The sequence below is a fragment of the Bacillus sp. ISL-78 genome (assembly GCF_018613455.1).
Taxonomy (GTDB): Bacteria; Bacillota; Bacilli; order Bacillales; family DSM-1321; genus Peribacillus; species Peribacillus frigoritolerans.
Map to the genome: position 1 here is coordinate 221,247 of NZ_JAGGQC010000002.1, position 25,818 is coordinate 247,064.

A 25,818-nucleotide genomic window follows, 5' to 3' on the forward strand; every position below is an offset into this window, starting at 1 on the left:
CTCCTTATAAATAATAAAAGCGAAAGTCGAATGTGATTTCGAAGCTACCGCTGGTTCCAGTTAATATGAAATTGTTCCAGCCAGGTGCCAAAGTAAGGAGCTTTTTATTTGTTGCTCTCGTTATGGATAAACCGTTTTTAGTGGAACGAATACCATCAAGATTTATAGAATCACCAACGTTTGATGTCCCTGTATATGCCCATTCAACATTGGTTGTTGTGTTCTTAATCTTTAAATTCGTGGAGGCCCCCTTATAACTAATGATTAAAGGTAACCATCGCGGATCTAAGTCTATATCACCCGCATTATAGATGCTAAATGTTGTGGTTGAATGCTTATAAAATAAATCAATATCAGCTGGTAAGCCTTGCCCCATTTGCCATAATTCAGAGTCAAAAGTAAAAGGATCCAATGAAGTTCCAATGGATTCTGCATACGGAAAAGCAACAGAAAACTCCAAGTCAAATTGCCCGGTTGAAAAATTTATATATTCTGGTCTAAATGCACTTGAAGTTCGTGCTCTCCACCTTTTTCCTGGCTGACGTGTATCTACAATAAACCGATCTTTTCTTGGATCATAAATCTTGTAAATTTCATCTCTCAGAAGTTGATAGTCCAGGTGGTCAATAGCTTCGATGAGAAATTTTGTATAGAGTTTTCTGGTTGCTGCTGTGGTTCCGAGAAGTATAGACCCGTCCACACCTTCTCTGCTTTCTTCAACGAATTGGGGTGAGAGAGATTCAGGTATAAAACTGGTGCATCGTAATCCTATTTTAGAAATATCGATTAGATTCCCCAATGCATCATATACATTTATCATTTTCTCACCCCATTAATTGTTAAAGATCTACTGTAGTTAGAAACTAATTTTGAATCTATATAAGGAAATGTGATTTCTGTAAATGCAAATCCATCAACATTTACAGGTGCAGGATTTATGATTACAGGCCTTTGAACTAAACTCGAAACAATGGTTTCGGCCAATTTCGCATAATCTATACCACCAGGATTCATACCTAATGCCTGACCAGCTTGCGCCCACATACCTATGTTGTTTTTCCGGTGTTTGGGCTCAGAAGTTAGGACCCATTCTTTCCAGCCATTTTCACCTAATGCGGCCACTTGAGGTTCATCTATTACTCCACCTGTTGCATAGCCATGTCCATGCCCGATGACTCCTAGCATGTTTGAACCGTATCTACTTTTAGCGTAGTTCATACCAGCAAGTAAGCTATCCAAACCATTCTTCCAATGCTTATGACCTGGGAATGAAAATGCGGAAAATGTTGGCGGGATCACCTGGACGAGGCCACGGGCCAAATTTCCAGAGTAATAGTTGACATCTTTTACTCCGGATGACTGGATTGCATGTGGATTACCACCTGATTCAGACTTTATTTGACGCAGCCAAGCATCTTGATAAGCCTTCGCTGTAGGTAAACCGTTCATTGCCAAAGCTTTAATGACAGTTGAACGCCATCTTTCAACGCCAGCCCCTACAGGGTTATTACTGCCACCGCCGCCGCCACCTAATGTAAACTTATCTATTAATCCTTTAACCCAATCCGATCCCATATTTATCATGGAGCTAATTGGGTTGCCTGATAATTTATTCATCCAGCTAGGAATTAACGAGTCTTTTAAATTGAACTTTTCAAATGTTTTTCCAAGAAAATACTTTGATCCTTTAAACATCCAATCAAAATAATCGCCTGTTCCATTTTCATACCCAGGCATACCATAGCGTTTTAAAACTTTTTCTGTATGGTGATTAGGTAACACGCTGGTTCCAGGAGCTAAATTTCTAAGTTCAGCACCCTTACTTCCTGATAAATACGTTCCTTTTCCTGGCTCATGAATTAATTCTCTTCCCTTTTCAGAAACAATAGCTGGCCCTCCAGGATGGCTACCATTCGGGGTCCCTTTTGCCATCATAGGAATTGGTTTTTTTGCAACACTTTTATTAGAACTTAATGATGGAGTTTCTTTTGTTTTCCCTCCACCAAATATCCCCTTAACCCAGTCAACAGCTTTCTTAATACCGCCAACCATCTTATCCCAACCGGTAAGTACCTTGCCTGTTTCCCAATCCACATCGTCAATATGTTCTTTTGCTTGCTCCTTGGAAGCTTTAACCACGCCTTTATGCATACTATTAGCCTTGCTAACAGCTTCATCACGTTGACGATCTGCTTCCCTAATTATTGCATCTGCTTCTTCTGCTGAAATCGAACCTGTTTCATCTCGTTCGCGAATAGCTGCAGCTTGTATTTTTTTGAACTTTTCATTTGCTTCTTTAACTGATCCGTCTTTAGCCTTCTTACTTTCAGCTACAGTTTTTGCAGCCGTTAAAGCAGAAATATTACCTGATTCCCGTTTTAACCTATCCATGATTGCTATTTGCTCTACTTCGCCTTCTGACAACGTTTTAACGGCCATGTCCATCATTTGTTGTTTAATTGCATTTATTTCGGCTTTTTCAACTTCAGAGGTTTCCCTTTTTTGTTGAACTGCTCTATCGGTTATTTCTTTAACCCTTGCTTCATATTGTTGAAGTTTATCTAACTTTTCTTGATTGTTTGTTTCCATTTTTCCAAGTAATTCTTGTTCATAGCTGTCACTAAGAATGTTACTTTCTTTAAAAAGACCTTGGATATGTGTCGTGCTGTCTTCAAAATCCTTTTTTAAACTGGCAGAAATAGTCCCGCCCATTTTACTGAACGTACCAACCAATTTATCAGCCATCTGTTGAGATACTGCTTCACCTGATGAGGCTAAGAGGTTTAATTGCACCGTTGCATCATCATTTAATTTTTTATATCCTAAAACTGCCTGAGTCGTTGAATCAGAAACCTTATTACCAAAATCGGATAATGCAGGGATCTGTTCTTCTTTAAGGTGTTTATATAACTTATATCCACCTTGAGCAAGCAAGGCTACACCAGTAACAGCTAGTCCAACTGGACCGCCAAATGCTGCCAAACCACCTCTCGCAATCATTAAGATGGAGCTTAAATTTTTAAAGTTTTTAGCTGCAGAAAAAACCTTACCGCCCATGCTTGCTACACTGCCACCACTGGTTACAGCATTTTTACCAAATCCAAGTAACTTTGATCCACCCTGAATTATTTGAGGAAGAAAGGTTGTCAAGATTCCCCCAACTATTCCCCATTTACCGCCAAACATAGCCATAGCTCCACCGGCAGCCGCAGCACCACCCTGGAGACCCTTCATGCCTTTTGTGGATTTTGCCATTGTTCCATTTGCGGTATTCATCTTAGTGGAAGCGATAACAGCCGAGTTCCCCATTGTAGTTACTGAGGCACTAGTAAGCACTGCTTGTGAACGATACTTCCCTAACCATCCTATGCCTGCAGCTAATCCCCCAGATACTATCCCTATGGATTTAAATAGGGCAGCCATACCGAGTGTTATAGGCGCGATTCCGGCAGCAACCAATCCGAGAATAATCACAGTCTTTTTAGCTTCCGGACTCAAGTTAGAGAATTTATCCCCCATATTAGCAAGCCATTCCGTAACGTCCCTTATGGCTGGTGTCATAACGTCTGAAACTTGGATGCCTATAGATTCCATTGTCCCAAGCAATTCACCCATAGCACCCGCAAAATTATCCTTCATGATCTTGGCAGCTTCTGCAGAGGCACCACTTGAGTTTTCAAGTGATTGGGTCATCTTATCGATTTCTTCAGGACCAGCCTTCATGAGTGAAAGCATTCCTGAAACTGCCTCAGTACCAACCAGGCTTGCAAGGGTTGCGGCCTTTTGTGTTTCTGTTTGACCGTCCATAGAATCTGAAAGGTTTTCAACAAGTTTAGAAAGTCCTACAAAATTGCCCTCAGCATCTGTTATGGCAATCCCCATTGTATCCATCATTTTGCTATTTGCTTCTGATGGATTCAACAACGAAAGCAAGGCTGCCCGCAAAGTCGTTCCAGCTTGTTCGCCTTTCATTCCAGCGTTTGTCATGATACCGATAGATCCGGATAGCTCTTCAAAACTGACGCCTAGTGCTGCCGCAGGAGGCCCAGCATATTTCAAGGCATATTGCATATCTGTTATATCTGCTGCTGAGATGTTTGCGGTTTTCGCTAAAATATCAGCTACATCAGATGCCTTATTTGCTTCCAGACTAAAAATATTAAGTGCTGAAGACATGACCTCTGCCGTTTGTGCCATATCGGAACCGGATGCTTCACTGGCGGCTATAATCCCTGGCATGGCTGCCATCACCTGATTTGCATCATAACCAGCTTTGGACATCTCCAACATACCTGATGCAACCTCGGAGGCTGATTTCGAGGTACTGGCGCCTAATTCAATAGCTTGTTCGCGCATTTGTTGCAACTGCTCTCCTGTAGATCCTGAAACGGCTTGAACTTTACTCATTTCTTTATCAAAAGTCATACCTGTTTTTACGGCCGCAGCTGCCAATCCAGCGACAGGAGCAGTAACGGACAAAGCCATGGTCCTACCGAATTCACCCATTCTATCTCCAGTGCTGCCCATGTTTTTTGAAAAAGTGGACATCCCTTGGCTTGCTTTGTTCCATTTTGAGTTCAGGGTATCAACTTTCTTGGAAGTTTCAGTTAAATTACGACCAAGAGTATTATAATAAGCAGTTGCTCGGTTTAAGTTAGATCCTGCTTTTAAAGCTGCTTCACTTTCAGCACCGTGAGCCTTTGCCAATTCTTCATACTTTTTCTTTAATGCTTGAACCTGTTGACCTTGTAGTGCATACTGCTTTCCCAATATGCCTTGTTTGCTTTTTAAAGCATCAAGTGAATTCCCATATTTGCCGAACTGGGATTGGGAAGCTTTCATTTCACTTTTCACGAGATTCATTTTTTGTAAAAGGTTTTTTTGCCCTTTGTCAAAATCCGCCCCATCCAGACCGACGCGAACCATCATGGAGCCAATCTCTTCAGCCATACTTCCACCTCCTAGAATACGGCGTCAATAGGAACCACCTTTTGATCTTTCAACCTATTTCTTTTTCCTTTGGTATTTCCGTTTGTAGTTATCTTTACTGCAGAGTGGTTTAATAGTTCATAGTAAAAGTGGATATCCATGTCATCCACATCCTTCAACGGCCACCCTTTTTTGTGAACAAGGTGATCATAAGTATCAAGTAACTCTTTATATATTTGGGTTATTTGTCTTTCCCTAGGCTCCCTAGGGCTTCTGCTAAAAAACTGTTTTCTGCCTGTTCCATATCCTGTTTCATTTTTGAATAAGGCTTCCAACCTAAGATATCCTTTCGAATAATGTCCCAAAGAACCTCATCCACTTTTCGGGCATCTAAGCCGTTTTCTAATTGATCAGCTGTAAATTGTTTCTCAAAAATATCAACAATAAGTTCAAACTGTTCGGTAAGGGTAGCTTCTTGATCTGCTTTACCATCTTCTAAGGCCTTAAGCAGTTTTAATGACTTCCGGTAATATTTTGCTGATACAAATGATTGGGTGAATGTTTTTTCTTGTCCATCTACAAATAAAGTGATTTCCATAACGCGCCTCCTTATATATCAAAAAAAAGAGCACCGCTATAAGCGATGCTTCAAAATGGTTAAACAGTAGGTGTAGTATCTAATGTTGCCAAGTCGAATACTTCATTAAAGAATGTAGTACGATAAGGTGCAAATTCAGCAACAGCAGTATCGCCAACGATTTTAAATACCTCATCAGAATCACGTCGGATGAATGTTCCTTCAATTTCTTGGTTTTGGAATTCTGGTGAATCTGTTTTAGTATTCCATTCATCAGAAGGAATGGAGAATCGGCCTTTTGTTAGCCAAACAACACGTTCTTTCCCGTCTGACTTATCACCTGCAAACCCAAGGGCGAGGTAAGGACCGACAGCACTTTGTTTATAAGCAATGACTCCTTTTTTCAATTCTTGCCCCAGAATTTCTGCCAAAACTTCCATTGGAATTTCATCTACTGTTAAACTCAATGTTGTTTCCCCGATTTGAGTAACAACTGCAATAGGGCCATTATCTGCATATTGTGTGGCAGATTCCTGGGCAGTTTCTACTCCGGCCGTAATGGCAGGAGCAAAGGGTTTTACCTCTCCATATGTGGCTTTCCCATCTTTAGGATCTGTTAATAATGGTGCATATACAAGATTACGTAAACCTACAATCGCCATGCATTATTCCTCCTCTAAATTCACTTTTGATGTATACCGAATCATTTTTCTCATTGCTCCAGTGTTTTCTTCATAAAAAGAAGCCACGCCCATTCGTTTGAAATGGAGTGACTTCATAACTTGATCTATTCGATTTTGTACTATATTTGGATCACTCTTAGTCCACAGGTCCACTTGAATGGCAATGTCCGAAGCTACAGCTTTATTATCGCGGTAATCTTCATCAGTATTATCAAGTTCTGCCACACGGATATAAGGGTAATCACCGGAACTCTCTTGCGGTACAAACCACCGAAAGACCTTATCACCAACTAAATCTGATAAACCGGCTTCTAAAGAGGAAATGACTGGAAATTCCATATCGATCATAGCCCCAACCCCTTTTTCAGCTCACTTTTTAGTTTTGCTTGAACATTTTCTTTTGATAAACGAACAGAACGAAGCATAAATGGGTTAGGTGGCATATAAATAGTGCCGAATTCAAGGAAATGAGCCCGCCAGGCTGTTTCTTTACTCGGCCCAACTTGAACGTGAGGAATTCCTTTAATTCGCTTCACTTCACTGACTACAATGTCATCCCTGATATGAGTATGATTTATGTCCGAAACAGCGACTTCTTTATACATCGTATCTGCTAGAATCTGCCCGCCTTGCTTTATGGCAGCATTTTGAATTTTTGACCCTTTACGCCCCAATTCAATGATTCTTTTCCGGATTTCTTCCATCCCATCAACATCTAATGTGGATTTAACCATTATTCAACCCTCCTGCACTGCAAAGAGGTAAGGTTTTTCTTCCGTGTTCCATATCGAATAGGACCAATCTTATATTCTTCGCCTTTGTATTTTAAAAGCATTCCTGGTGTTATTCCATCTTTAGGGCGGATATTAAAAAACACTTCGTTTTCTAAATGGGAGACAGCAGCTTCAAATAATGCACGTCCTGTCGGCTCATATCTCTCTGCCCAGCAAGAGTGAAAAGATACCCATACCTTTTCATTAAGTTTGGTTTCTGGGTTCTTAACGGACTGATTTTGACCGACTTCAATGCGACAATCAAGCTTTGCTGGATTCATCGTCCTCACCTTTTAGGAGTTTTTCAATGTGTTCTTTCACAGTTACACGGTTTTTTCCTTCAGATTCACGTTTGTATAGGGATTCCAATTCCTCTTTCGATGTTTCAGGAACAATGGCTTTCACAACCTCAGGAGCATTTTTATCCAAAACGTTATCTACGGAGGAATCAATTTCACTCCCGAGAAACCCCTTAATTTGAAGGAATTCTGCACGATCAACATTATCAGTAACGTAAAAATCACCAACAGCGTATTCATCTTTTGTATTCTTATCAATAAATGCAGAGCTTACCTCGTATTTCATGTAAATCACCTCTTAATTAGTTTTTTAGATGAAGAATAATTGATTGAAAGGCTGTATTAAACTTCTCAATTTTTTGTCCTGGATCACGATTTTCATACTGAAGAGTGACATAGAGCATGACAGCCACCTTATATAAGGCACTATCCTGCTCTGGCACTCCTGCATTTTCTAGAAACTCTATTGCCGCTTTGATTAACAGACCTATAAGAGCATCATCCTCTTCACCGTCAATCCGTAAATATTCTTTAACTTCACTTAATTCGGGCATGTTCAGCCCTCCTTACTAGACAGTTGGTGCTGTTACTTTAGCAATACGGAATGCAGATTTCAATTTAATCCTATGGTCAATCCAAGCAGTAAGAACAAATAGTTCAATTCCTGTTTTAACGTCTTTATCGCGATCTTTAAGCATTTCAATATCATAGTTAAAGTGTGAATAACGGAAATCACCGACAATTGGATCAGTTGCAGAATCAGAAAAGATAACAGGCTTCCCTAACACACGCTCTGGTGGTGCATCATAAAAAGTTGTATTACCTGCAGCAAGTGACTCGATCATTTCAGAGTAATCTGCATATGTCATCATGACTTTCGCATTATCACGGTAGTCCTCATGAAGGTCCGCGATAGCCTTTCTAATAGCTTGTAATTTATTTGCTCCATTTACAACCTTAATAGCGTTCTGCGTGGAGTAGAATGACATGTGCTCTTCTCCTGTTTTAGGTGTAGCTGCGAAAGCAACTTTCTTTTCCTTAGCTGCAAGACCGCTTTCCAATGCTTGATCCACCGTTTCTACTAAGTTAGTATCGGAACCTTTAAGAATAGTCTCAGAGATTGGCACAAATACTTTGAATTTATAACGTCCAAAGACAACATTGTCCCCTTCAGCTTGCATTTCTTTGGCAGTTTCAGTGTCTGCAATAAAATCATCATCGCTAAGTGTAAATGTGATTTTAGGAACTTCAAGATTCGTTTCATTTGTAAATGTAGAAACATCACGCAATGGATTTTTTACAAACGGCTCGAACAGTAGCTCGTCGGAAACTGTTTTTGGAAGAAGCTTTTCTCCGCCTGTGTTATTACGATCACCCAAAATGGCTTTAGCTTCATCCGATAAAGTTCGATTTTGCATTGTTGCCCGAACCATTTCTGCTTTTGCAGCTACCTTTTTAGCTTTAGGATCCTCTAATCCACCAACAAGTGGTTTTTTATTTTCAAATTGAAGCTGTTGCTTTGCCTCTAACTCATCATGCTGTGTTTTCAAAATATTAAAGCGTTCCTGAGTCTCTTCTTTTTTCTTTTTAAGATTTTGCACTTCTTCAATTGGCGTAGAAGGATCTCCAGCATTTGCAACAATGTCACCTTCAACTTTTGCTAATTGATCTCCGACAGTTTTTAAGCTCATTTTCAATTCATAAAGATTCATTTGTTAATCCCCCTAAGATTAGTTTTGTAGTTTCAATATTGGATTTTGCTTCTTCAATTAACCTTTGCCTCATCTCAGCCTGTTCTTTCTCTTTCTCTTGCTGTTTTTGCTTATTTTCAGGCGTTTTCTCAGCAATTTCGAGCAATTCGTCAGGAGTATGCTTGTATTGCGAGAAAAACTCCTTATTTACACTTGCTGCAATATCATTGGAAGCCTCCACAACATCACAAAAACCATAATCCAAGCAATCTTGTGCTGACAGCCAAGTCTCTTTATCTAACAAGTCAATGAGTGTTTCACGATCCATCTTGTCACCTGTTTTGGCCAAGTAAGCAGCGATAAGACTTTCTCGCATTTTATCGAGATCATCTGCAACCTTTCTCAGTTCTGATGCATTTCCATAGGCAAAAGTCCATGGATTATGAATCATCATCATGGCATTTTCAGGCATAAAAATAGTGTCACCGCTCATTGCGATCACACTGGCAATTGATGCTGCTAAGCCATCAACATGAATATTCACTTTTGCTTTATGCCTTTTTAGAATGCTATAAATCGCGTTACCTTGGAAAACAGAACCTCCTGGTGAATTAATATATATATTTAATGTATCAATATCCCCGAGTGCTTCCAAGTCATCTTTAAAGCTTTGTGCAGTTGTATCTGAATCATCCCATTTATAAGAAACTATATCCCCATAAATAGATAATTCCCCTGCATTTTCTTCTACTAAGGCCTTAAATTCCCAAAACTTCTTCAATTTTCACCACCTCCTTTCGATGTTTGAACGGTTTTTGAATTTCTTTCAGAAACAGGTGTATCAATCGGATACAAATCTCCACTAAGATGAGCTTTATCTCCACCTTCAATAGGTGGGAGCTCCTCCCATTCACGTATTTCATTTGGAGTGTAAATAGCAGAACGCACACCCTTAAACCAGGCTTCCATTTGAGTGGCAGTATCTGCACGAAGAAGGGCTTTTAGATTGAATTTATAGTAATACCCTTGTTTCCGCTGCTCTTTTGTTAGCATCTTCCGGTTAAATTCTTGCTCATACTGCCTGACTATCGGGAGCAATGTCTCTTTTACAAATTGAAGAGACATCTGTTCCATACTTGCGTAACTGTTGCCATCTGTTTCCCCAAGCATATGCACAGGTAGGTTATAAACAGATGCGACTCGAGTACGAGTGATTTTTTCTACTTCAAAAACTTTTGTGTTGATAAATTCCTGTTCTAGTTGTGTAATCTTTACACCTGGTTCTTGGAAAAGAATACCGCCGTTTTCTTTATAAAAATCCCTGAAATTTTCGATAACCTCTTTTTTCTTCTCCTCATTTACATTAGCAGCATATTCTAAAATAAAAGAAGCTTTAGCCCCGTCCATTTGTTCCAGACTGAATTTCCTCACTTCACCATCAAATTCAATAGTATTTTGTAATACATCAATCGGGCTGATCCCTTTAAAACCAAAACCATGAATATGCTTAAAATGGAGAATATCAAGGTTATGCACGTAATAGCTACCCTTATCGCCTTTGATTTCATACCAAAGTTCCATGCTTTTTTCTTCAAAAATTGGTGTAACTCTTGTTGGGTCCACAATATGAATAGATACAACTTGAAAATTAAAACCGTATATTTTAATGGCGTAACTATTCCCTGCGGTATCCCTAAGAACTTCAAGAGTTCGAATGAAGTCAAAAGAAGTCATGTTTAAATTAGGTGAGTTTGATAATAAATCTGATTCATCGGTTACTACCGGCAAAAATTCCTTGTAAAGCTTTATCGGCAGAGTCCCCATTGCATTAGAAAGTTTAGATACAGCTGAAAAAATCGTTTCGTTTGTAGCCAATGTTTTCCCTGATCTACTGGACATTCCGCTTGATGTAACTATTTTTCTTGAACCATAGCCTGAACCTACATATGGATTGGCTACGGCTGCATAGTAAGCCATGGTGTTATATACTTTCTTTACTTGCTGCCACAATCCCAAATTATCACCCCCTTAACAGCTCTTTTATGCTCAATACCTTAACGTTTCCGGAACCTTGAGGTTTAGCCAAGATTTCCATAGTTTTAACGTGAGCATTTAACATAGCCGCAAATCCATCGATTTTACGATAACGATTTTGTTTTTGCGGAAGCCAACTACCGTTTTCATTTTTCTTTAACTTCACATTGTTGATATACCATCTCAGCAACCTGTTTTTATTAAAAATAACCTTCCCATCCATGAACATCGTTTCTAAATCACGTAGACCTGGCGTTAAGGTTAATGGCCCCTGCCTCACAACTTCTGTGATGAATCCATAACTTTCAAGATCCTTTACCAACCTGTATGCTTTAGCAGGATCATATGCAATCTTCTCAATCGTATAGATTTGGGACTTCGCAACAAACCAATCATAAATTTGTTCTAATTTAATATAATCTTCGTCCACAATTGTTAAAAGTCCGTCTTTAGCAAACTCTAGATAGGGGATTTTTTCGTTATCCGCCAGCACCTTTTTTCTCGGTATCCAAGAGTGAGACAAAACAAAAACCTCTCCAGTTTCAAGAGGAAATTCAAGACATGCGCTTGTGAAATCCTCGGATTCGGAAAGGTCAAAAGAACCTATGCAATTACGATTTTTCAATTTGTCAATATCCATAACCTTGTCATTACGTTTGATAACAGAATAATCCAGAAATGACTGCTCATCAGATTTCACAAAGAGATTTAACCGTTTCGTTATAAAGTCACTTCGTTCTGCAGGAATGTGTTTTCGACTTTCCCATTCTTCAATAAGCGTTTCAAGTTTAAGAGTTGTCCCGAGATTAGGATTAGCCTTAATCCAGTTTTCCGGATTCTCAAGATCATCCTTTTCATCTAATTCTGCTAGAAAATAAAAACAACGTTCATCATCAATAACACCATCCAAAACGTCAGCAGCTTTATCATAATAATCCACAAGTGGACCGTCTAATTGGTACCCCGCTGTCGTTATATACAAAAGGAGTGGTTGTTTCCGGGCCCCTGTACTGTTCTTGATTACATTGATTAGCTTGTAGTTTTTATATTCATGGATTTCATCAAAAACACCAAAACTACAGTTTTTACCGTCCATCTTTTTACTGTCAGTTGCCAAAGGGATTATCTTGGACATTGTTCGGCCAAATCGTATCTCCTTATTAGTAGGGTCAAAGTGACGATTTAGGATTGGTGAAGATTTAACCATGGCCACGCACTCATCGAAAACCTCTTTTGCTTGTTCCTTTGAGTTGGCCAGCTGATAAACCCGAGCTCCATTTTCTCCATCCTTTGATGAACTATAGAGCGATAAACCAGATACAAGTGTGGATTTACCATTTTTCCTTCCAACAAAAATAAGACCCTCCTTGAAGCGCCTTATACCTGAATCTTTATGAATCCACCCATACAACGACCCTACAATAAAGTGCTGCCAGGGCTGTAATTCCAATCGGTCGTAATCACCCTGGGATGGTTTGCAGAATCTCTGTATGTACTCAACTGGACGATGGCCTTTTTCTTCATCGAAAATATAAGGAAAAGCTTTCGTTCCCTGTCTTTTTAGATCCTTTAAGTGACGCTCACAGGCTTGAAAAACCTTTTTTGAGGTAATGATGATATGGGTAGTAACCCCTTTGGCATACTCTGTTGTTAATAATTTAGAAACGCTCAAAGTCATCACCCTTGCTGCTTTCCGCTTCTCCTCCGTCTGTTGGTATAACATCAGAAACTTTTCTATCTGAGGCTGGGGTGAGCTTTAACTCTGCCTGAAGTTTTCGTTGCTGTTCAATGATCTTTAAGATTTTATCCACTGATTTGTTATCCCGGTACATTTCCTGACTGCCATTTTTGAAAAGTTCAACAGTTCCCCGATTTTTCACATCGGCAATCGAATCCTGTTTCATTTGTTCAAGCAGGACCATATTATCTACCAGGATTATTGTTCTTTTACTCAAGTTGTTATCAATCCGTAATTCATCAATTAATGTTTTAAATAGGTCTTTTGCTAATTGTCGTGTAATTCCTGACTTAGGTTTGTACATCTACACCCCCCCCCCTCATATATAAAATTTCCAATTTCGGTGCAAACGAAGGACCATCGTCGTTCTTCAAAAAAAATCAGTGTCAAAAAAATGACGAGGGGGGATACCTTTGATTAAGAGCTAGTAAACTCCACCTTACCATTTTCATTTTCAATATATATTTTATTGCTTTTGATGGTGTTACATTTCCTGCAAGCTAATTTAACATTATCCCATGTGTGCAATCCACCTAACGACAAAGGATTTACATGTTCAATTGTTGGATAGTTATTGTCATTATAGTGTAGTTTCTTATCTGTTTTAGAGTTACAGATGTAACAGATTCCTTCGTCTCTTTTATATAAACGAGCTAATGTTATGTCATTATCAACCGATCCATTTGTATCAACTCTTAGCCTTCTCACAGTTTCTTTTCTTTTGTTTTGTTCTTTCTTAGCACAAGTCTTACAACAATATACCTTTCTATTGTTGATAGTCTCATAGATTATTAAACAAGAAGGACATACCTTGGTGTACCTGGTTTTGTTTTCTTCTGCTAATCTTTCTTTTTCCTGTTTTCTTAGTTCTTTATTAAATACTCTCAGTTCCTTTTCTTTTCTGAGAATGTTTTCTTTATTTACTCTTATGCAATTACTACACCTAATCTTTTTCTTACTCCTAAGTACGCTTGCATTACGATGAAACTCATCATGACAAACTAAGCATTTAATTCTAAACGGTTTATCAATTTGCACATACTCACCTGCATATTGATAGTCCTTGAATTTATCATTAAACTTTCTTTCGAATTCTTTTTCTCTTTCTGAAATACTTTCACCCTTAATCATTTCTCTAGTTGCTTTCGAGCCGCAAGATACACAACAGTAACGTTGCTTAGTGTCATTAGTTTCAAAAGCTTTTCCACAATGACCACATATTCTTTTATGTTTACCTTCCTTTGTTTTCATTATCCATCACTACCACATCTCCTCATTCGCTTTACTTGTTACGACTCTGATCTTCTTGCTCACCTTGACTTCCTTCTTGCTCCCTCTGTCCGGATGCTCACCGTTATGACATGGGTTGCAAAGACTTTCAAGGTTGTCGATATCTAAAGCTATGCTCAGGTCTGCTTTATATTCAATGATGTGATGCACCATGTCTGCAGGTGTGATCCGTTTCTTTCTCAAACATTCCTGGCAAAGATAGTTGTCTCTTGCTAATACAACAGCGCGGCACTTCTTCCAAGCAGATGAGTTATAGAACTTCTTAGCTTCTTTATCACGCTTGTATTTATTGTAGTGAGCTTGCTTACCCATGAATTATCACGATCATAATAGACCCTAGACCTCCCCTACTATCTAAATAATGATGGCTTTTGAGTGAAGCCTAACCTATAATTAGTCTGATAATCTACTACTTAAGGAGACAACAATGTATATCTGGAATATTAACAAACTCGTCATGGCATTACAGGAAGGAACGATTTCTGACAAACAAAAGAAAAGTTACCATATTGTTTTTTGGGTATTAGTTGCGATTACGGTGCTTCCACTTCCTGTAGTTTATAACCCTGCAATTATGAATAGATATGATGTTATTGATTTAATTTTATATATTTTTATCAATGCGATTGCAATCTATTTGTTAATCGGTATTTATAAAAAGAGAAATAGAAAAGACTTAGGTTTCTTCTTACCCTTTGTTGGCTTAATGATTCCACTGTTTTTACGGAACATCTTATGGTCCATACTTTTAACTATCATTGGTTATACTTACATTTTCTTATTTGCCCCTTATCAGCCATTTGAGGAAACTAATATAATCGATGTAATTATCACGGCTATAGTCGAAATTGCCATGAACATTATGTTTGTTCATTACTTTAAAAAGATATATAACTAAGCACCTGCACCTTATTATACAATCTGGTATCAAAATCTATTTATGAAGGTGATCAGCATTGACTGAAGAAAAATACAACGGCTATGATACATCCATTGTTTACGACTATAAAGGCCAACCTGATATTAAGAGTGGTCGATGTGATAATTGTGATAAAGCCCAGTTTAAAAGTTCCGTTAAAGACTATATCTATATTCGTGAGTGTCGTAATTGTGGCATGAAGAAAAGTATCTGACCCTTTGATGGGTCGTTTTTTATTTACCCCTCACTCTCCCAAACATCATCATGCCCACCCTTCTTTCACCAAAATAAAAAGCACCCGATTATTCGGATGCCATAAATACATATTTGTTTAAGGAATTAATACTGGTTCAGCTATTATCGAACTTGAATGGTCGCCATCGACAGAATTAAACTCGAAGCGTAAAAATTTCACACCTTTTACATCAATCTGAAGTTGTTTAGGATCTTCCATTTTATCTAATACGCCGCTTTCGAAAAGCACCTGATCATCTCCAAGGACAGTGATTGTACCTTTTCCTTCAAATGTATTCCCTAATCCATATTTGAAATTAAGGGCAGAATACTTTCCATCCAATTTATATCGAGCCCAAACTGTAAGATCACTAGTTGTTTCTGCACCTATCCCCCTTGAAAAAAGTTTATCATTTATAGAGAATGAACCACTAGGCCACTTATTGAGATGTACACTCCAAAAATTATTATCAGACTCATCATAAAGTTTTAAATTTGTAAGACCAATAACACCATTACTAGGCATTATGCCTAAAAATAAATTTTTACTATTTCTATCAAACTTTATTTTAGTATCGTCATACGTAGTTAATAAAGGGACTAAATTTTCAACTTCAACATAATCATTATTTCCCATACTGATAAACTGAGATGAACCTGAAGAAACTCCATCTTTATATATCTTTCCAGTACTTACCACCGGGACTTTTGCTTTTAATGTTGTTATTTCCTTGTCCTTGTTGCTTATTGTTTTCTTCTGAGTATCATTTGTTGCTTTCAAAGATTTTATTTCTTTATCTTTGTTACTTATTGTTTTCTTCTGAGTATCATTTGTTGACTTCAGAGATTTTATTTCCTTGTCCTTGTTGCTTATTGTTTTCTTCTGAGTATCATTTGTTGCTTTCAAAGATTTTATTTCTTTATCTTTGTTACTTATTGTTTTCTTTTGAGTATTAATGGTTGCTTCTAAAGTCTTAACCTTTTTCTGTAATGTTTCGTTAGATGTAGCTGCCTCTACATTTGAACTTGGTACTATAAAACCAAATAACAATGCCAATAAGGTAGTATAAATATAAATCTTCTTTTTCACCTTTTTACCCCCTACTAAAGTCTCAATCACCTCATATATTATAGTAACATTTTCCTGTTATTACAATATTTTTTTGTTATTCATAAAAAAAGTACCCTCAAAGGATACTCTTAAATTAATTCATAGTTTATTATTTTAAATTCATTTATAACAATAGTTATCGATTTCCTTTTAATAAAACAACAGTTCAGAGGGTTTTCTTTATATATTTTCTTTAAAGATTTTCTTTAGGATTTCTGCTCTAATGAAGGGAAAAATTTCAGAGTACTGCGATTCGAGTACTCTAGCGTACTGCAATCCGAGTACTCTGGCGTACTGCAATTCGAGTACGCTAACCACCGTACTGCAATCCGAGTACGAAACACTCGTTTGTATAATTATTGGCACATCAAAACAGCTAACGGTGCATAGACAGAAACACTTATCAGGTGTCCCCTTTGTACGACTCCCATCCAGCTAGGCCGTTATATTAAAAATAAAAAGCACCCAATTGAATGAGTGCTTTAGCATTTTATTTATTTTGGCATTTGCCTTTTACAAATTTGAATCATTTCTTTGTCCAAAACAGTTTCATTTAACAATATCCATGGAGTTTTTATATTCCTAGACCTCTCTATGGCCATACCCTTATATTCCTCTTCATGTTTAGCTATTGATATTTCCCATGACCATGTTTCAGTCTTTGTTCCCATATTACCCATAGGCCGTACATCATCAATCTCAACTAAGTATTGACTAATGATATTAAATTTTCGCACTAACTCCATGCTTACCACCTCCTTCTGCCTACACATTCGACAAAAAGAGATAATTACCTGCAAAAAGGCACCTCGAAAAATGGTATTAAAAAAGCCTATCCAATGGTTAGACGCTTAAGATATATATTCAACAAAAGACGGAATGCGTAACAAACCATTCTTAGTATAATTTCTGAACTTCACCCTACATTTTATCTTTGGATCCAAGTAGATGAATTTATTGTTTTCATCTACAATTAAATCCTGATAATGGTTATAGAACTGCTTTCTTGCTGCAGGAGTGACAAACTCCATTATACCAGCTGGCTTTATCCGATTATTTTCCTCAATCCCTAGAAGCAAACCAAATTCATCTTTTCGTAAACCGGTTATGAATGCCTCAGTGTATTGATAATTAATAACCTTTAGCCAATCATGCGATCGTTTATTAATTTGGTACTGTGAATTTGCTTTCTTCTGGACGATTCCTTCAAGCTCTTGCTCTTTTACTAGCTCAAAATAAGCCGGCCCATTTCCATAAGTCCATTTAACCTTACAAATTAAATTGGAATCTTCCACTATTTCTTCAAGCAGCTCTTTTCTCTTGTGCAGAGGTAAATGAGTTACCTTTTGGCCATTATGATAAATTACGTCAAATACGCAATACTGTATTTCGTGTTCAGATTTCTTGGATTGAAACCTTTCCATCACTGCTTCAAAATCAGGCTTACCTTGTTGATCAGTCACGATTATTTCACCATCAAGAATAGTTCCATTTGGAATATCCAACTGGAGCAGTTCGGGGAATTTCGTTGTGACCTCATTTTTGTGGCGAGTATACAATTTAATCTGATCATCAAACTTAGAAAGAATTAACCGAATTCCATCAAGCTTTAGTTCAGTAATGAAATCATTGTCCTCGAAGGGTTGCTCTGTTTTGTGCAATAGCATTGGAGAAATAAACAAAGTTACCACCTCAAGATAATTGTAGCACTAATATCACAATATTCTTTGAGGTAGATAATGTAAAAAAACACCCTCGAAAGGATGCCAATAAATCATGTATGGTCTACCAGTTAAAATCTTTGATATGTTTTCTAAATTGAATTTCTGATTTTTCTAATGATCTTAAATATATTTAAAATCGACTTTGTAAAAAAGATTATTCCACCATACAAAGAGCCTAATTGTAACAGTAATAAAACTTCGTCAGATCTGACAGCTTTAAGTGTAAAACCCACCGCCGAAAATATTGCTGAGAAAACATGAAACCCTAATCCGAAATAAATGGAATTGTAGTAATTGTCCATATAACCAGCTTTTTCTAAATTGGATACTCCTTGTTTATCTACAAATCCAACCATAATACCCAGGTTAGTAAATAAAAACCCAGCAAAAATGGAGTTTATAGTCAATAGATCAAGGTGATAAGATCTAGTTATTTTATTGAAATCAAAGAAATTATACCTATACAACAAATAAAAGCTTATCATGAAGCAAATTAGTACTACAATATTCCATTTGTTCCTTCTAAAGTAGTTCTTTTTCATTTAATCACTCATTTACTACATATTCTTGAATTTCCTCTTTATTATTTTCATATGTTTTCTTAAGCTTTTTTTCTATTTCGGACTCAATATTTGTTGAATCTTTATCAAACTCAAATTTCTCTCGTTTAGTCATTATTGATCCAACAATATTATATGTTTGCATGTATTCAGAAGTGTCTTTTGCACTTACTTTAATTTTTTCAGTTTTTTTCATTATTTTCTTTAAAAATTGTTCAAGTTTGTTGGGATCTTCTATTGCAGATTTGTTTCTTTCTGCAACTAGCTTAACTTCAAATTGTACGCTCTTTTGATTTTGCAACATTTCAAAATCCTTTTCAGATAACCCTAATGCATCAATATTGATTTTTTCAGTAGATGGCACAGCAACTTTATAAGAAATTGAGCCAATGGTATCTTTCTTTTTCAAAATAGGAATAGCATCTTCAATCATTATACTGGAGACTTCTCCAAACAAGCTCTGGGTACTTCCATAAACATTATCTATAAGAGAGCTTAAAACAGAGATTGATGGAGCTGATTGCTCCTTCAAATACGATATTAAGTAATTAGATCTATCGATTAGTAAATAAGTGAATACTTCTAAATCCTGTGTATTCGTTTTTGAGATCTTAGAAGATTCCAAAGTTTCTCTATCTCTAAGCTGAAAAGAAATCATATCTTTATATCGCCCAATTTTACCGAAAATATACGTGTCGTCTGAGTTAATAATTTCAAAAGTATACTGAGCATCATCACTTTTGATTAAGTAACTGTTATTCTTTAGCTTATTTTTTAATATATCATTAAATAACTGATTTATTATTACATTTGGTTGGTACCGTTTTGTCATTTTTCCTGCACTGATTTTTGTACCTTATGATAATTGTCTTTTGAATACATTTAACTTATGAAAATAAACAGTTTTAAAAGTTGACATTAGGTGAACTCCTCCATTTATACTATTTCATTTTAACTATTCGACAATTGTAAAATTTAACCTCTATTTTTATTATTAAATCTAAATTGTCGCTTATGAGAAAGTGAAATAATTAAAAAAATTCATCCCTATATCACCAATATTGGCTTTTCTTAATTTCTTGATAATATAAATTTACCACGTATTTCTCCTAACAACACACATTGTACCCTCAAATTATCATTAGTTTTTTCTAATGTTTTCCCTAATTCCCTCGTACTTTATTTGCTTATATTTTTACTAGATTTTATAATTCAATTACACATATTGTGAGAGGAAGGTTACCCATGCCAATCTATGAGTATGAGAAGAATGGGAAAACTGCCTACTATTATGCCTTTGAAGTAAAGGATACAACAGGCAAACGTAAAACGATTAAGAAGCGTGGATTTACTGGAAAGAAAGAAGCAAGAGATGCAGAAGCTGCTGCCAGAACGGAATGGTTAAAAGGCAGCTATATAGATCCCTCTAAGATTACCTTCGGTGAATACATTCAAGAGTGGTTGGAAAATAAACAGGATATTTCCCCTGAAACAAGGCACACAAACAACGGACACCTATCCAATCATATTATTCCTGAGCTTGGGCACATTCCTTTACAAAAGGTCAGTGTTATTCATATTGAGCGCCTTATCAAGGCTTTACAGGATAAAGAACTTGCTGATGGTACTGTCCGTAAAATATACAATCTGATTCATACATGTTTTAAAACCGCAGTAAAAAAAGAATTAATCATCAAGAATCCATTTGATCTTTTAGATAAAGGATCCAAACCTCGGACCAGTAAGCCTAAAATTGATTACTGGACAACAGAAGAGGTTAAACAGTTTCTTGGTAAGATAGATGGCCGATACCGAATATTGTTTATCCTGGCGATCTATACAGGCATGCGACGCGGTGAGCTCCTGGGCTTACGTTGGAAGGATATCAACTTTGAAACTTCACAAATAAGGATTAGCCAATCGTTAAAGGCTAGACAAGGTCTAATTAAAGGAGTTAAGACGGATTCTGGGTTTAGGTCCATCACGGTCGCTCCTACCGTCATCAATGAACTTAAAAAACATAGGACAATGATTCTTAAAGAGAAGTTGGTTTGTGAGGATTATGAAGACCACGATTTAGTGGTTTGCCAAATAGATGGCCGGCCAAGAAGTTTAGGAACCTTCGACAGGGATTGGAAAAGGGTATTGGAGAGAACGGAAATGAGGAAGATCCGTTTTCATGATTTACGGCATACATGTGCTTCCTTGTTATTCAGTGCCAATGTTCACCCTAAGATTGTCCAGGAGCAATTAGGACATTCCTCTATCAAAATCACGTTAGATACCTATTCTCACATGATGCCAAACATGCAAGCTGATGCAGCTAAAGTACTTGAAAAAATGCTGAACAATTACTCTTAAATCCTTTCTAGTGTTGCATAGTTATGTATGATTCCCTACCAAATTCCCTACCAAATTAATAATACAGACAAACAAAAACCGCCACAAACCCTATTATATAAAGGTTTAGGCGGTTTATTTATTTTATATAATATCTTACGACCCCGAAGGACTAAATTAATATGAATCTTTGAATATTTTATCACCATAAAGTGAAGATGTAAAATTTCTAACCTTAAATGGTTCAATTGTTACAGGAACTTCCTATCTTTATGTAAAAATGGTCCCCATTAACCCCAATGTGCTTCAAATAGGTTAACCAGGCTAAATATGTGGAATAGGGTTAGAGGTTCACAATACAAATAAGGAGGAAGATCATGCTTATTTCCATCATTAACTTGATATTCTACCTGTTCGTCGTCACGATGAATTTTCTAGCCAATTTCCTGCCATTGAACGACCAAACATCAGGAGAGAGTTCCGATAAACTGGATGTCCTTTTCACTCCTGCAGGTTATGTATTTTCCATATGGGGCTTGATCTATTTCCTGCTTGCCATCTGGGTCTTCAGGCAGTTTTTAAGTAAATATCAAAACAGCCCTGCTTATAAGGCATCCTTCCCTTGGTTCGCTTTAAGCTGTATCCTGAATGGAGCTTGGCTTTTAGCTTGGCACTATGAACACTTTTTGTTATCCGTATTCATCATCATTGCTCTTTTTGCTACTTTAATGGTCATTTATACAAGCATAAAAAAAGTGGAACACACTACTTTCGACCTATTTCCATTCTCCGTTTATACAGGCTGGGTAAGTGTTGCAACGATCGCTGACATTTCTTATTACCTCACCTATATCAAATGGGACGGTTTTGGGGTTTCCGGATTTACCTGGACGATTGTCCTGCTGATTGCAGCAACAATCCTGGCTTTTGTCTTTGCAGGTAAAAACCGGGATTGGTTCTATCCTCTCGTATTCGTTTGGGCGTTCATAGGCATCGGGATACGAAATAGCGACGCCTATCCGGTAATCACAGACATTTCTTATATCCTGGCTGCCATCACTTTTATCGTATCCATCACCATCTTCATTAAAAATAGAAAGAATTAAATAAGGATATGGTACCCTATAATGCTTGCTGAAGATCTTGCCATACATCCTGCCAAGCTTCAAGGCCAACTGAGAGACGGACCAGTTGGTTACTGATGCCCATTTGTTCCCGTGAATCTTCAGGAACGGCAGAGTGCGTCATGGTAGCGGGATGCTGGATCAATGTTTCGGTATCCCCTAGACTTACAGCAATTTTGATAAGTTTCAATTTATTGAGGAATACCTGTGCATCCTGTTTTGTGCCATATAATTCGAAAGAGATAAGGCCGCCACCATGTTTCATCTGTTCTTGCATGATATAATGATCCGGTGAAGCAGCATCACCTGGATAATATACCTTTTTCACCTTTGGATGTTTCTTAAGTTCATGAAAGATTGCCATTGCATTGGCCGAATGACGGTCCATCCTGACGGGCAACGTCTTTAACCCCCGCAATAGTAGCCAGGCGTCGAATGGTGAAATGATTCCACCGATATCTTTCTGTGTAGTCCCGGCTACATGATTCATGAATTCCTTTTTACCGACGACAAGTCCCGCAACGACATCCCCATGCCCGCAAAGATATTTCGTTGCGCTATGAAGGACGATATCACAGCCATATTCAAGCGGTCTCTGCAGGTAGGGCGTCGAAAACGTATTATCGACTACGACCGTCACATTATATTCCTTCGCAACCCTTACCACCATCCGTAAGTCAATCATTTTCATAGTCGGATTGATCGGGGTTTCTACATAGATGCAGGTCGTTTCCGGACGGATCATTTTCCTAACCTGTTCTTCTGTATCCATTTCACAAAAATCATGAGTGATCCGGTATTTATTTTTCATTAGCTGCAGAAGGCCAAATGTACAACCATATAACCCCTGTGAGCAGAGGATGTGATCACCTGTTTTAGTTAAAGCAAAAAGGACTGCTGAAACGGCAGCCATGCCTGAACCGAAAGCAAGGCCAGCTTCCCCGCCTTCCAGAGCGGCAATCTTTTCTTCAAGCACTTGTACCGTTGGATTTCCAAGGCGAGAATAAATATATCCTTCTTCCATACCGGCAAAACGCCTCTCCCCTTGCTCGGCATTTTCGAAAGTGAATGTTGACGTCTGGAATAAAGGTGTTGCCAAGCTTCCCAAATGCTTCTTCGAGTCATATCCTTCATGGATGACCGCCGTTTCAAATTCTTTATACTTTCTTGTCATACCGTCTCCTCCTAACCTATATCTATTGCTATCATATGACAAAAACCCGTATAAAGGAAGCGTTTTCATTCATGACCATTACCCATAAATGAACACTGAATTTAGTAAAAATAATATGGTTTCTGTTCAGCAGGAATCTGCAAATTGAGAAACTCTTTTAAAAAAAGGGACAGCCGCCATGGCCGTCCCTTTTTGCGAATCATTCTTCGACTACGATGTTTCCACCATAGAAGGTTACTTTCGTTAGTGGAATCTCCAGTTCACGAGCCATTTTTTTCAACTCTCGCTCTTCTCTTTCCGTTACGATTGAAATGACCGTGCCATCTGCACCTGCACGCCCAGTTCTACCAGATCTATGGATATATTGTTCGATGTTGTCAGCCATATCAATATGGACTACTGCAGTAAGACCTTTAATATCAAGCCCCCTTGCCGCTACATCCGTTGCTATCAGCATCGGGGATTTTCCGGAACGAAGCTTGCGCAGTGCTTTCTCCCTGTCGACTTTATTGGATTCACCGTGAAGCACGCCCATTTCAATCCCTTTATAACTCAGCTTTTCATGTAAGACGCTAAGCTCCGCAATATCATTCAGGAAGGCAAGTGCCTTCACATCTTTAAGTCTTGTGATTTTCTCGAGAATCTTGGACTTTTCCCGTCTCTCAACAACAAAGTAAAGATGGTCCACCTTGGATTCCATTTTTTCATTTTTATCGACCTTAATCATTTCGGGTTCATTCATGAATCCCCTGGCCACTTTTTCCGTTTCCTCTGGCAGGGTTGCTGAAAACACCATGATTTGCCGATCTTTTAATGTTGTTTTGATAATATTATTGATCGTTCCCATATGCTCTGGAATGATCAATTGGTCACCTTCATCAAGTACTATCGTCTTAACTTCATGCATCTTCAGTTTCTTTTGGGCAATCAATTCGTAAATCCGCCCCGGTGTTCCAGCAATCACTTGTGGACGCTTCTTCAGTTTGTCCAACTGCCTTTTCACATTAGCACCGCCGATGAATGCTGCACCCGTAATGCCGCTTCCCTCTGACCAAATGCGAATTTCTTCATTGATCTGCATGACCAGTTCCCGTGATGATGCCAGAATCAAAGCCTGGGGCGATTTTTTTTCAGGATCAACCTTTTCCAGCAATGGCAGTAAATATGCCAATGTTTTTCCTGTACCTGTCGGTGATTCGGCCATGATATCCTTTCCCTCGACAATCACGGGGATCGCTTTCGTTTGTATCGGGGTAAGTTGTCCGAATCCGGACTTTTTCCAGGCTTCTTGTATATATGGTTTTCTATCGTTTATTAATGCAGGTAATTCGCTCATATCGTTCTCCTTTAATATAAAACTTTTCCTATCCTTCATAGTACCATTTATTCTTGTCCAGTAGCTAACGGAATACGAATTGTAACCGTCGTCCCTTTGTTTATCTCACTTTCAAAGTCCATTTCCCCCTGAAGGCGATGAACGATTTTCCGGCAAATTGCAAGCCCGATCCCTGACCCTTTTTCCTTCGTCGAGTAAAAAGGCTCACCAATACGTTCAAGGCGCTCGGGCCCCATTCCCATGCCATTATCACTCAAGCTGACTACAGCATGTCCATCGATGATTTGCAGCGATATATCAATTTCCCCATTATCTTCAATCGCCTCAATGCTATTCTTGACGATATTGATTACCAACTGTTTAAGTTCAATTGAATCAGCCATGATATAAATCGGTTCGGCGGTTTTAATCCTTAGCCCCATTTCGATATTATTCAAATTCGTTTCTGCTTTCATCAACGTGAATACCTGTTGTAAACTGTCGGCAAGATCGATCCTGCAGAATGCGACATCCTGTTTCTTCCCGAGAACCAAAAGTTCACTTGAGATAATATTGATTCGGTCAATTTCCTTCAACATGATATCAGAATGCAGCGGATTCACTTCCTGGGTCATATCCATTAACTGTACGAATCCTTTTAAAGATGTCAGCGGATTCCTTATCTCATGTGCGACGGCCGCAGCCAGATGTCCGATAACAGATAGCTTTTCAGACATGATCATCAATTCCTCTTCGCGCCGCAATTCGGTAATATCCCTAACGATTGCATATACTCCAAGCATTTCCGAGTGGACGATGATCGGCAAAAAAGTTACACGGATTATCCGTTGTTCATCACTGCTATTCTGAATGGTCGTTTCGAATTTCACAGCTTCCCCTTGAAGGGACTGTAGAAAGAATTCAGCTACTTTATCACTTTCATTCCAGTTGATAAGATGATTCGCATTCTTGCCTTTTAAATTGTCACTATGATGACCTAACAGTTTTTCCGCTTCCGGGTTTATCGAAACGACATTTCCTTCGAGATTCAGCTCAAGGACACAATCCGGGTTATGCTTGAACAGCGACCGATACTGTTCATCCTTCAGAATGAATTCCTGTTGGGACCTCAGCATCTTCCCCGTCCAATACCTGATTATGAAGTACAGGAAAAGTCCGGTTATGAATATGAACATCCACCCTTTGGAATGTTGAAACATTGCATATATCTGAACATCTGACCTTGCCTGCGTCATAGAGATGTAATCCGTAATGATAATCCATAAGACCCCAATGAATATAT

The 25,818-nt window shown here is 38.1% G+C and carries 27 protein-coding genes; 4 read left to right on the forward strand and 23 right to left on the reverse strand.

Annotated features, from left to right (window positions below; all coding sequences use genetic code 11):
• Positions 1 to 4: 4 nt before the first annotated feature.
• The 16 genes from J7I96_RS01505 to J7I96_RS01580 form a co-directional block, all read right to left on the reverse strand.
• Positions 5 to 820, reverse strand: a complete 816-nt coding sequence (locus J7I96_RS01505) for a phage tail family protein (protein WP_214923119.1) — start codon at positions 818 to 820, stop codon at positions 5 to 7.
• Positions 817 to 4,950 (reverse strand): phage tail tape measure protein, encoded by a 4,134-nt coding sequence (locus J7I96_RS01510; RefSeq protein ID WP_251029073.1) that lies wholly within the window; start codon positions 4,948 to 4,950, stop codon positions 817 to 819. Before J7I96_RS01510 ends, J7I96_RS01505 begins: the two co-directional genes overlap by 4 nt.
• Positions 4,951 to 5,170: 220 nt before the next feature.
• Positions 5,171 to 5,527: a phage tail assembly chaperone G gene (gene gpG / locus J7I96_RS01515; RefSeq protein WP_214923117.1), complete on the reverse strand. Its 357-nt coding sequence runs from the start codon at positions 5,525 to 5,527 to the stop codon at positions 5,171 to 5,173.
• A 59-nt stretch (positions 5,528 to 5,586) separates the two neighbouring features.
• Complete coding sequence (locus J7I96_RS01520; protein ID WP_214923115.1) at positions 5,587 to 6,168, reverse strand: major tail protein; 582 nt, start codon at positions 6,166 to 6,168, stop codon at positions 5,587 to 5,589.
• A 3-nt stretch (positions 6,169 to 6,171) separates the two neighbouring features.
• A complete protein-coding gene (locus J7I96_RS01525; protein ID WP_214923114.1) occupies positions 6,172 to 6,537 on the reverse strand; it encodes a hypothetical protein in 366 nt (121 codons plus the stop codon).
• Positions 6,534 to 6,923, reverse strand: a complete 390-nt coding sequence (locus J7I96_RS01530) for an HK97-gp10 family putative phage morphogenesis protein (protein WP_214923112.1) — start codon at positions 6,921 to 6,923, stop codon at positions 6,534 to 6,536. Before J7I96_RS01530 ends, J7I96_RS01525 begins: the two co-directional genes overlap by 4 nt.
• Complete coding sequence (locus J7I96_RS01535) at positions 6,923 to 7,243, reverse strand: phage head closure protein (protein ID WP_214923109.1); 321 nt, start codon at positions 7,241 to 7,243, stop codon at positions 6,923 to 6,925. The genes J7I96_RS01530 and J7I96_RS01535 overlap by 1 nt, the downstream gene beginning before the upstream one ends.
• Positions 7,224 to 7,547, reverse strand: a complete 324-nt coding sequence (locus J7I96_RS01540; RefSeq protein ID WP_214923107.1) for a hypothetical protein — start codon at positions 7,545 to 7,547, stop codon at positions 7,224 to 7,226. The genes J7I96_RS01535 and J7I96_RS01540 overlap by 20 nt, the downstream gene beginning before the upstream one ends.
• Positions 7,548 to 7,563: 16 nt before the next feature.
• Complete coding sequence (locus J7I96_RS01545) at positions 7,564 to 7,815, reverse strand: head-tail connector protein (protein WP_214923105.1); 252 nt, start codon at positions 7,813 to 7,815, stop codon at positions 7,564 to 7,566.
• 15 nt (positions 7,816 to 7,830) lie between these two features.
• Positions 7,831 to 8,973, reverse strand: coding sequence for a phage major capsid protein (locus tag J7I96_RS01550; RefSeq protein ID WP_214923103.1), 1,143 nt, complete (start codon positions 8,971 to 8,973; stop codon positions 7,831 to 7,833).
• On the reverse strand, positions 8,960 to 9,733 hold the full coding sequence (locus tag J7I96_RS01555) for a head maturation protease, ClpP-related (protein ID WP_214923102.1): 774 nt from the start codon (positions 9,731 to 9,733) through the stop codon (positions 8,960 to 8,962). Before J7I96_RS01555 ends, J7I96_RS01550 begins: the two co-directional genes overlap by 14 nt.
• Positions 9,730 to 10,968 (reverse strand): phage portal protein, encoded by a 1,239-nt coding sequence (locus J7I96_RS01560; RefSeq protein ID WP_214923101.1) that lies wholly within the window; start codon positions 10,966 to 10,968, stop codon positions 9,730 to 9,732. Before J7I96_RS01560 ends, J7I96_RS01555 begins: the two co-directional genes overlap by 4 nt.
• Before the next feature lie 4 nt (positions 10,969 to 10,972).
• Complete coding sequence (locus J7I96_RS01565) at positions 10,973 to 12,664, reverse strand: terminase large subunit (RefSeq protein WP_214923341.1); 1,692 nt, start codon at positions 12,662 to 12,664, stop codon at positions 10,973 to 10,975.
• Complete coding sequence (locus J7I96_RS01570; protein ID WP_214923100.1) at positions 12,645 to 13,028, reverse strand: P27 family phage terminase small subunit; 384 nt, start codon at positions 13,026 to 13,028, stop codon at positions 12,645 to 12,647. The genes J7I96_RS01565 and J7I96_RS01570 overlap by 20 nt, the downstream gene beginning before the upstream one ends.
• 113 nt (positions 13,029 to 13,141) lie before the next feature.
• Positions 13,142 to 13,975 carry an HNH endonuclease gene (locus J7I96_RS01575; RefSeq protein ID WP_214923098.1) on the reverse strand — a complete coding sequence of 278 codons (834 nt, stop codon included), beginning with the start codon at positions 13,973 to 13,975 and terminating at the stop codon, positions 13,142 to 13,144.
• 9 nt (positions 13,976 to 13,984) lie between these two features.
• On the reverse strand, positions 13,985 to 14,326 hold the full coding sequence (locus tag J7I96_RS01580) for an HNH endonuclease (protein WP_214923096.1): 342 nt from the start codon (positions 14,324 to 14,326) through the stop codon (positions 13,985 to 13,987).
• A gap of 115 nt (positions 14,327 to 14,441) precedes the next feature.
• On the opposite strand from J7I96_RS01580, the gene J7I96_RS01585 reads away from it, so the two are divergent.
• Entirely contained in the window at positions 14,442 to 14,912 is a 471-nt protein-coding gene (locus J7I96_RS01585; protein WP_214923094.1) for a hypothetical protein, read from the forward strand.
• 58 nt (positions 14,913 to 14,970) lie between these two features.
• A complete protein-coding gene (locus J7I96_RS01590; RefSeq protein WP_214923092.1) occupies positions 14,971 to 15,147 on the forward strand; it encodes a DUF8096 family protein in 177 nt (58 codons plus the stop codon).
• 117 nt (positions 15,148 to 15,264) lie between these two features.
• Here J7I96_RS01590 and J7I96_RS28575 read toward each other — a convergent pair whose 3' ends face one another.
• The 4 genes from J7I96_RS28575 to J7I96_RS01610 form a co-directional block, all read right to left on the reverse strand.
• The gene (locus tag J7I96_RS28575; RefSeq protein WP_214923090.1) at positions 15,265 to 16,257 is read right to left on the reverse strand and encodes an NPCBM/NEW2 domain-containing protein; all 993 of its coding nucleotides are present in this window, start codon (positions 16,255 to 16,257) and stop codon (positions 15,265 to 15,267) included.
• 515 nt (positions 16,258 to 16,772) lie between these two features.
• The gene (locus J7I96_RS01600; RefSeq protein WP_214923089.1) at positions 16,773 to 17,024 is read right to left on the reverse strand and encodes a hypothetical protein; all 252 of its coding nucleotides are present in this window, start codon (positions 17,022 to 17,024) and stop codon (positions 16,773 to 16,775) included.
• A gap of 105 nt (positions 17,025 to 17,129) precedes the next feature.
• Positions 17,130 to 17,960 (reverse strand): ATP-dependent DNA ligase, encoded by an 831-nt coding sequence (locus tag J7I96_RS01605; RefSeq protein WP_214923087.1) that lies wholly within the window; start codon positions 17,958 to 17,960, stop codon positions 17,130 to 17,132.
• 588 nt (positions 17,961 to 18,548) lie between these two features.
• Positions 18,549 to 19,394, reverse strand: coding sequence for a hypothetical protein (locus J7I96_RS01610; RefSeq protein WP_214923086.1), 846 nt, complete (start codon positions 19,392 to 19,394; stop codon positions 18,549 to 18,551).
• A gap of 413 nt (positions 19,395 to 19,807) precedes the next feature.
• On the opposite strand from J7I96_RS01610, the gene J7I96_RS01615 reads away from it, so the two are divergent.
• On the forward strand, positions 19,808 to 20,923 hold the full coding sequence (locus J7I96_RS01615) for a tyrosine-type recombinase/integrase (RefSeq protein ID WP_214923084.1): 1,116 nt from the start codon (positions 19,808 to 19,810) through the stop codon (positions 20,921 to 20,923).
• A gap of 356 nt (positions 20,924 to 21,279) precedes the next feature.
• The gene (locus J7I96_RS01620) at positions 21,280 to 22,008 is read left to right on the forward strand and encodes a TspO/MBR family protein (RefSeq protein WP_214773674.1); all 729 of its coding nucleotides are present in this window, start codon (positions 21,280 to 21,282) and stop codon (positions 22,006 to 22,008) included.
• A 16-nt stretch (positions 22,009 to 22,024) separates the two neighbouring features.
• Here the strand turns inward: J7I96_RS01620 and megL are convergent, their stop codons facing one another.
• The 3 genes from megL to J7I96_RS01635 all read right to left on the reverse strand — a co-directional run bounded on the left by megL (position 22,025) and on the right by J7I96_RS01635 (position 25,651).
• Entirely contained in the window at positions 22,025 to 23,200 is a 1,176-nt protein-coding gene (gene megL / locus J7I96_RS01625) for a methionine gamma-lyase (protein WP_214773675.1), read from the reverse strand.
• A gap of 199 nt (positions 23,201 to 23,399) precedes the next feature.
• The gene (locus J7I96_RS01630) at positions 23,400 to 24,536 is read right to left on the reverse strand and encodes a DEAD/DEAH box helicase (protein ID WP_214923083.1); all 1,137 of its coding nucleotides are present in this window, start codon (positions 24,534 to 24,536) and stop codon (positions 23,400 to 23,402) included.
• Between the two features lie 47 nt (positions 24,537 to 24,583).
• Entirely contained in the window at positions 24,584 to 25,651 is a 1,068-nt protein-coding gene (locus tag J7I96_RS01635; RefSeq protein ID WP_214773677.1) for an ATP-binding protein, read from the reverse strand.
• Positions 25,652 to 25,818 lie beyond the last annotated feature (167 nt).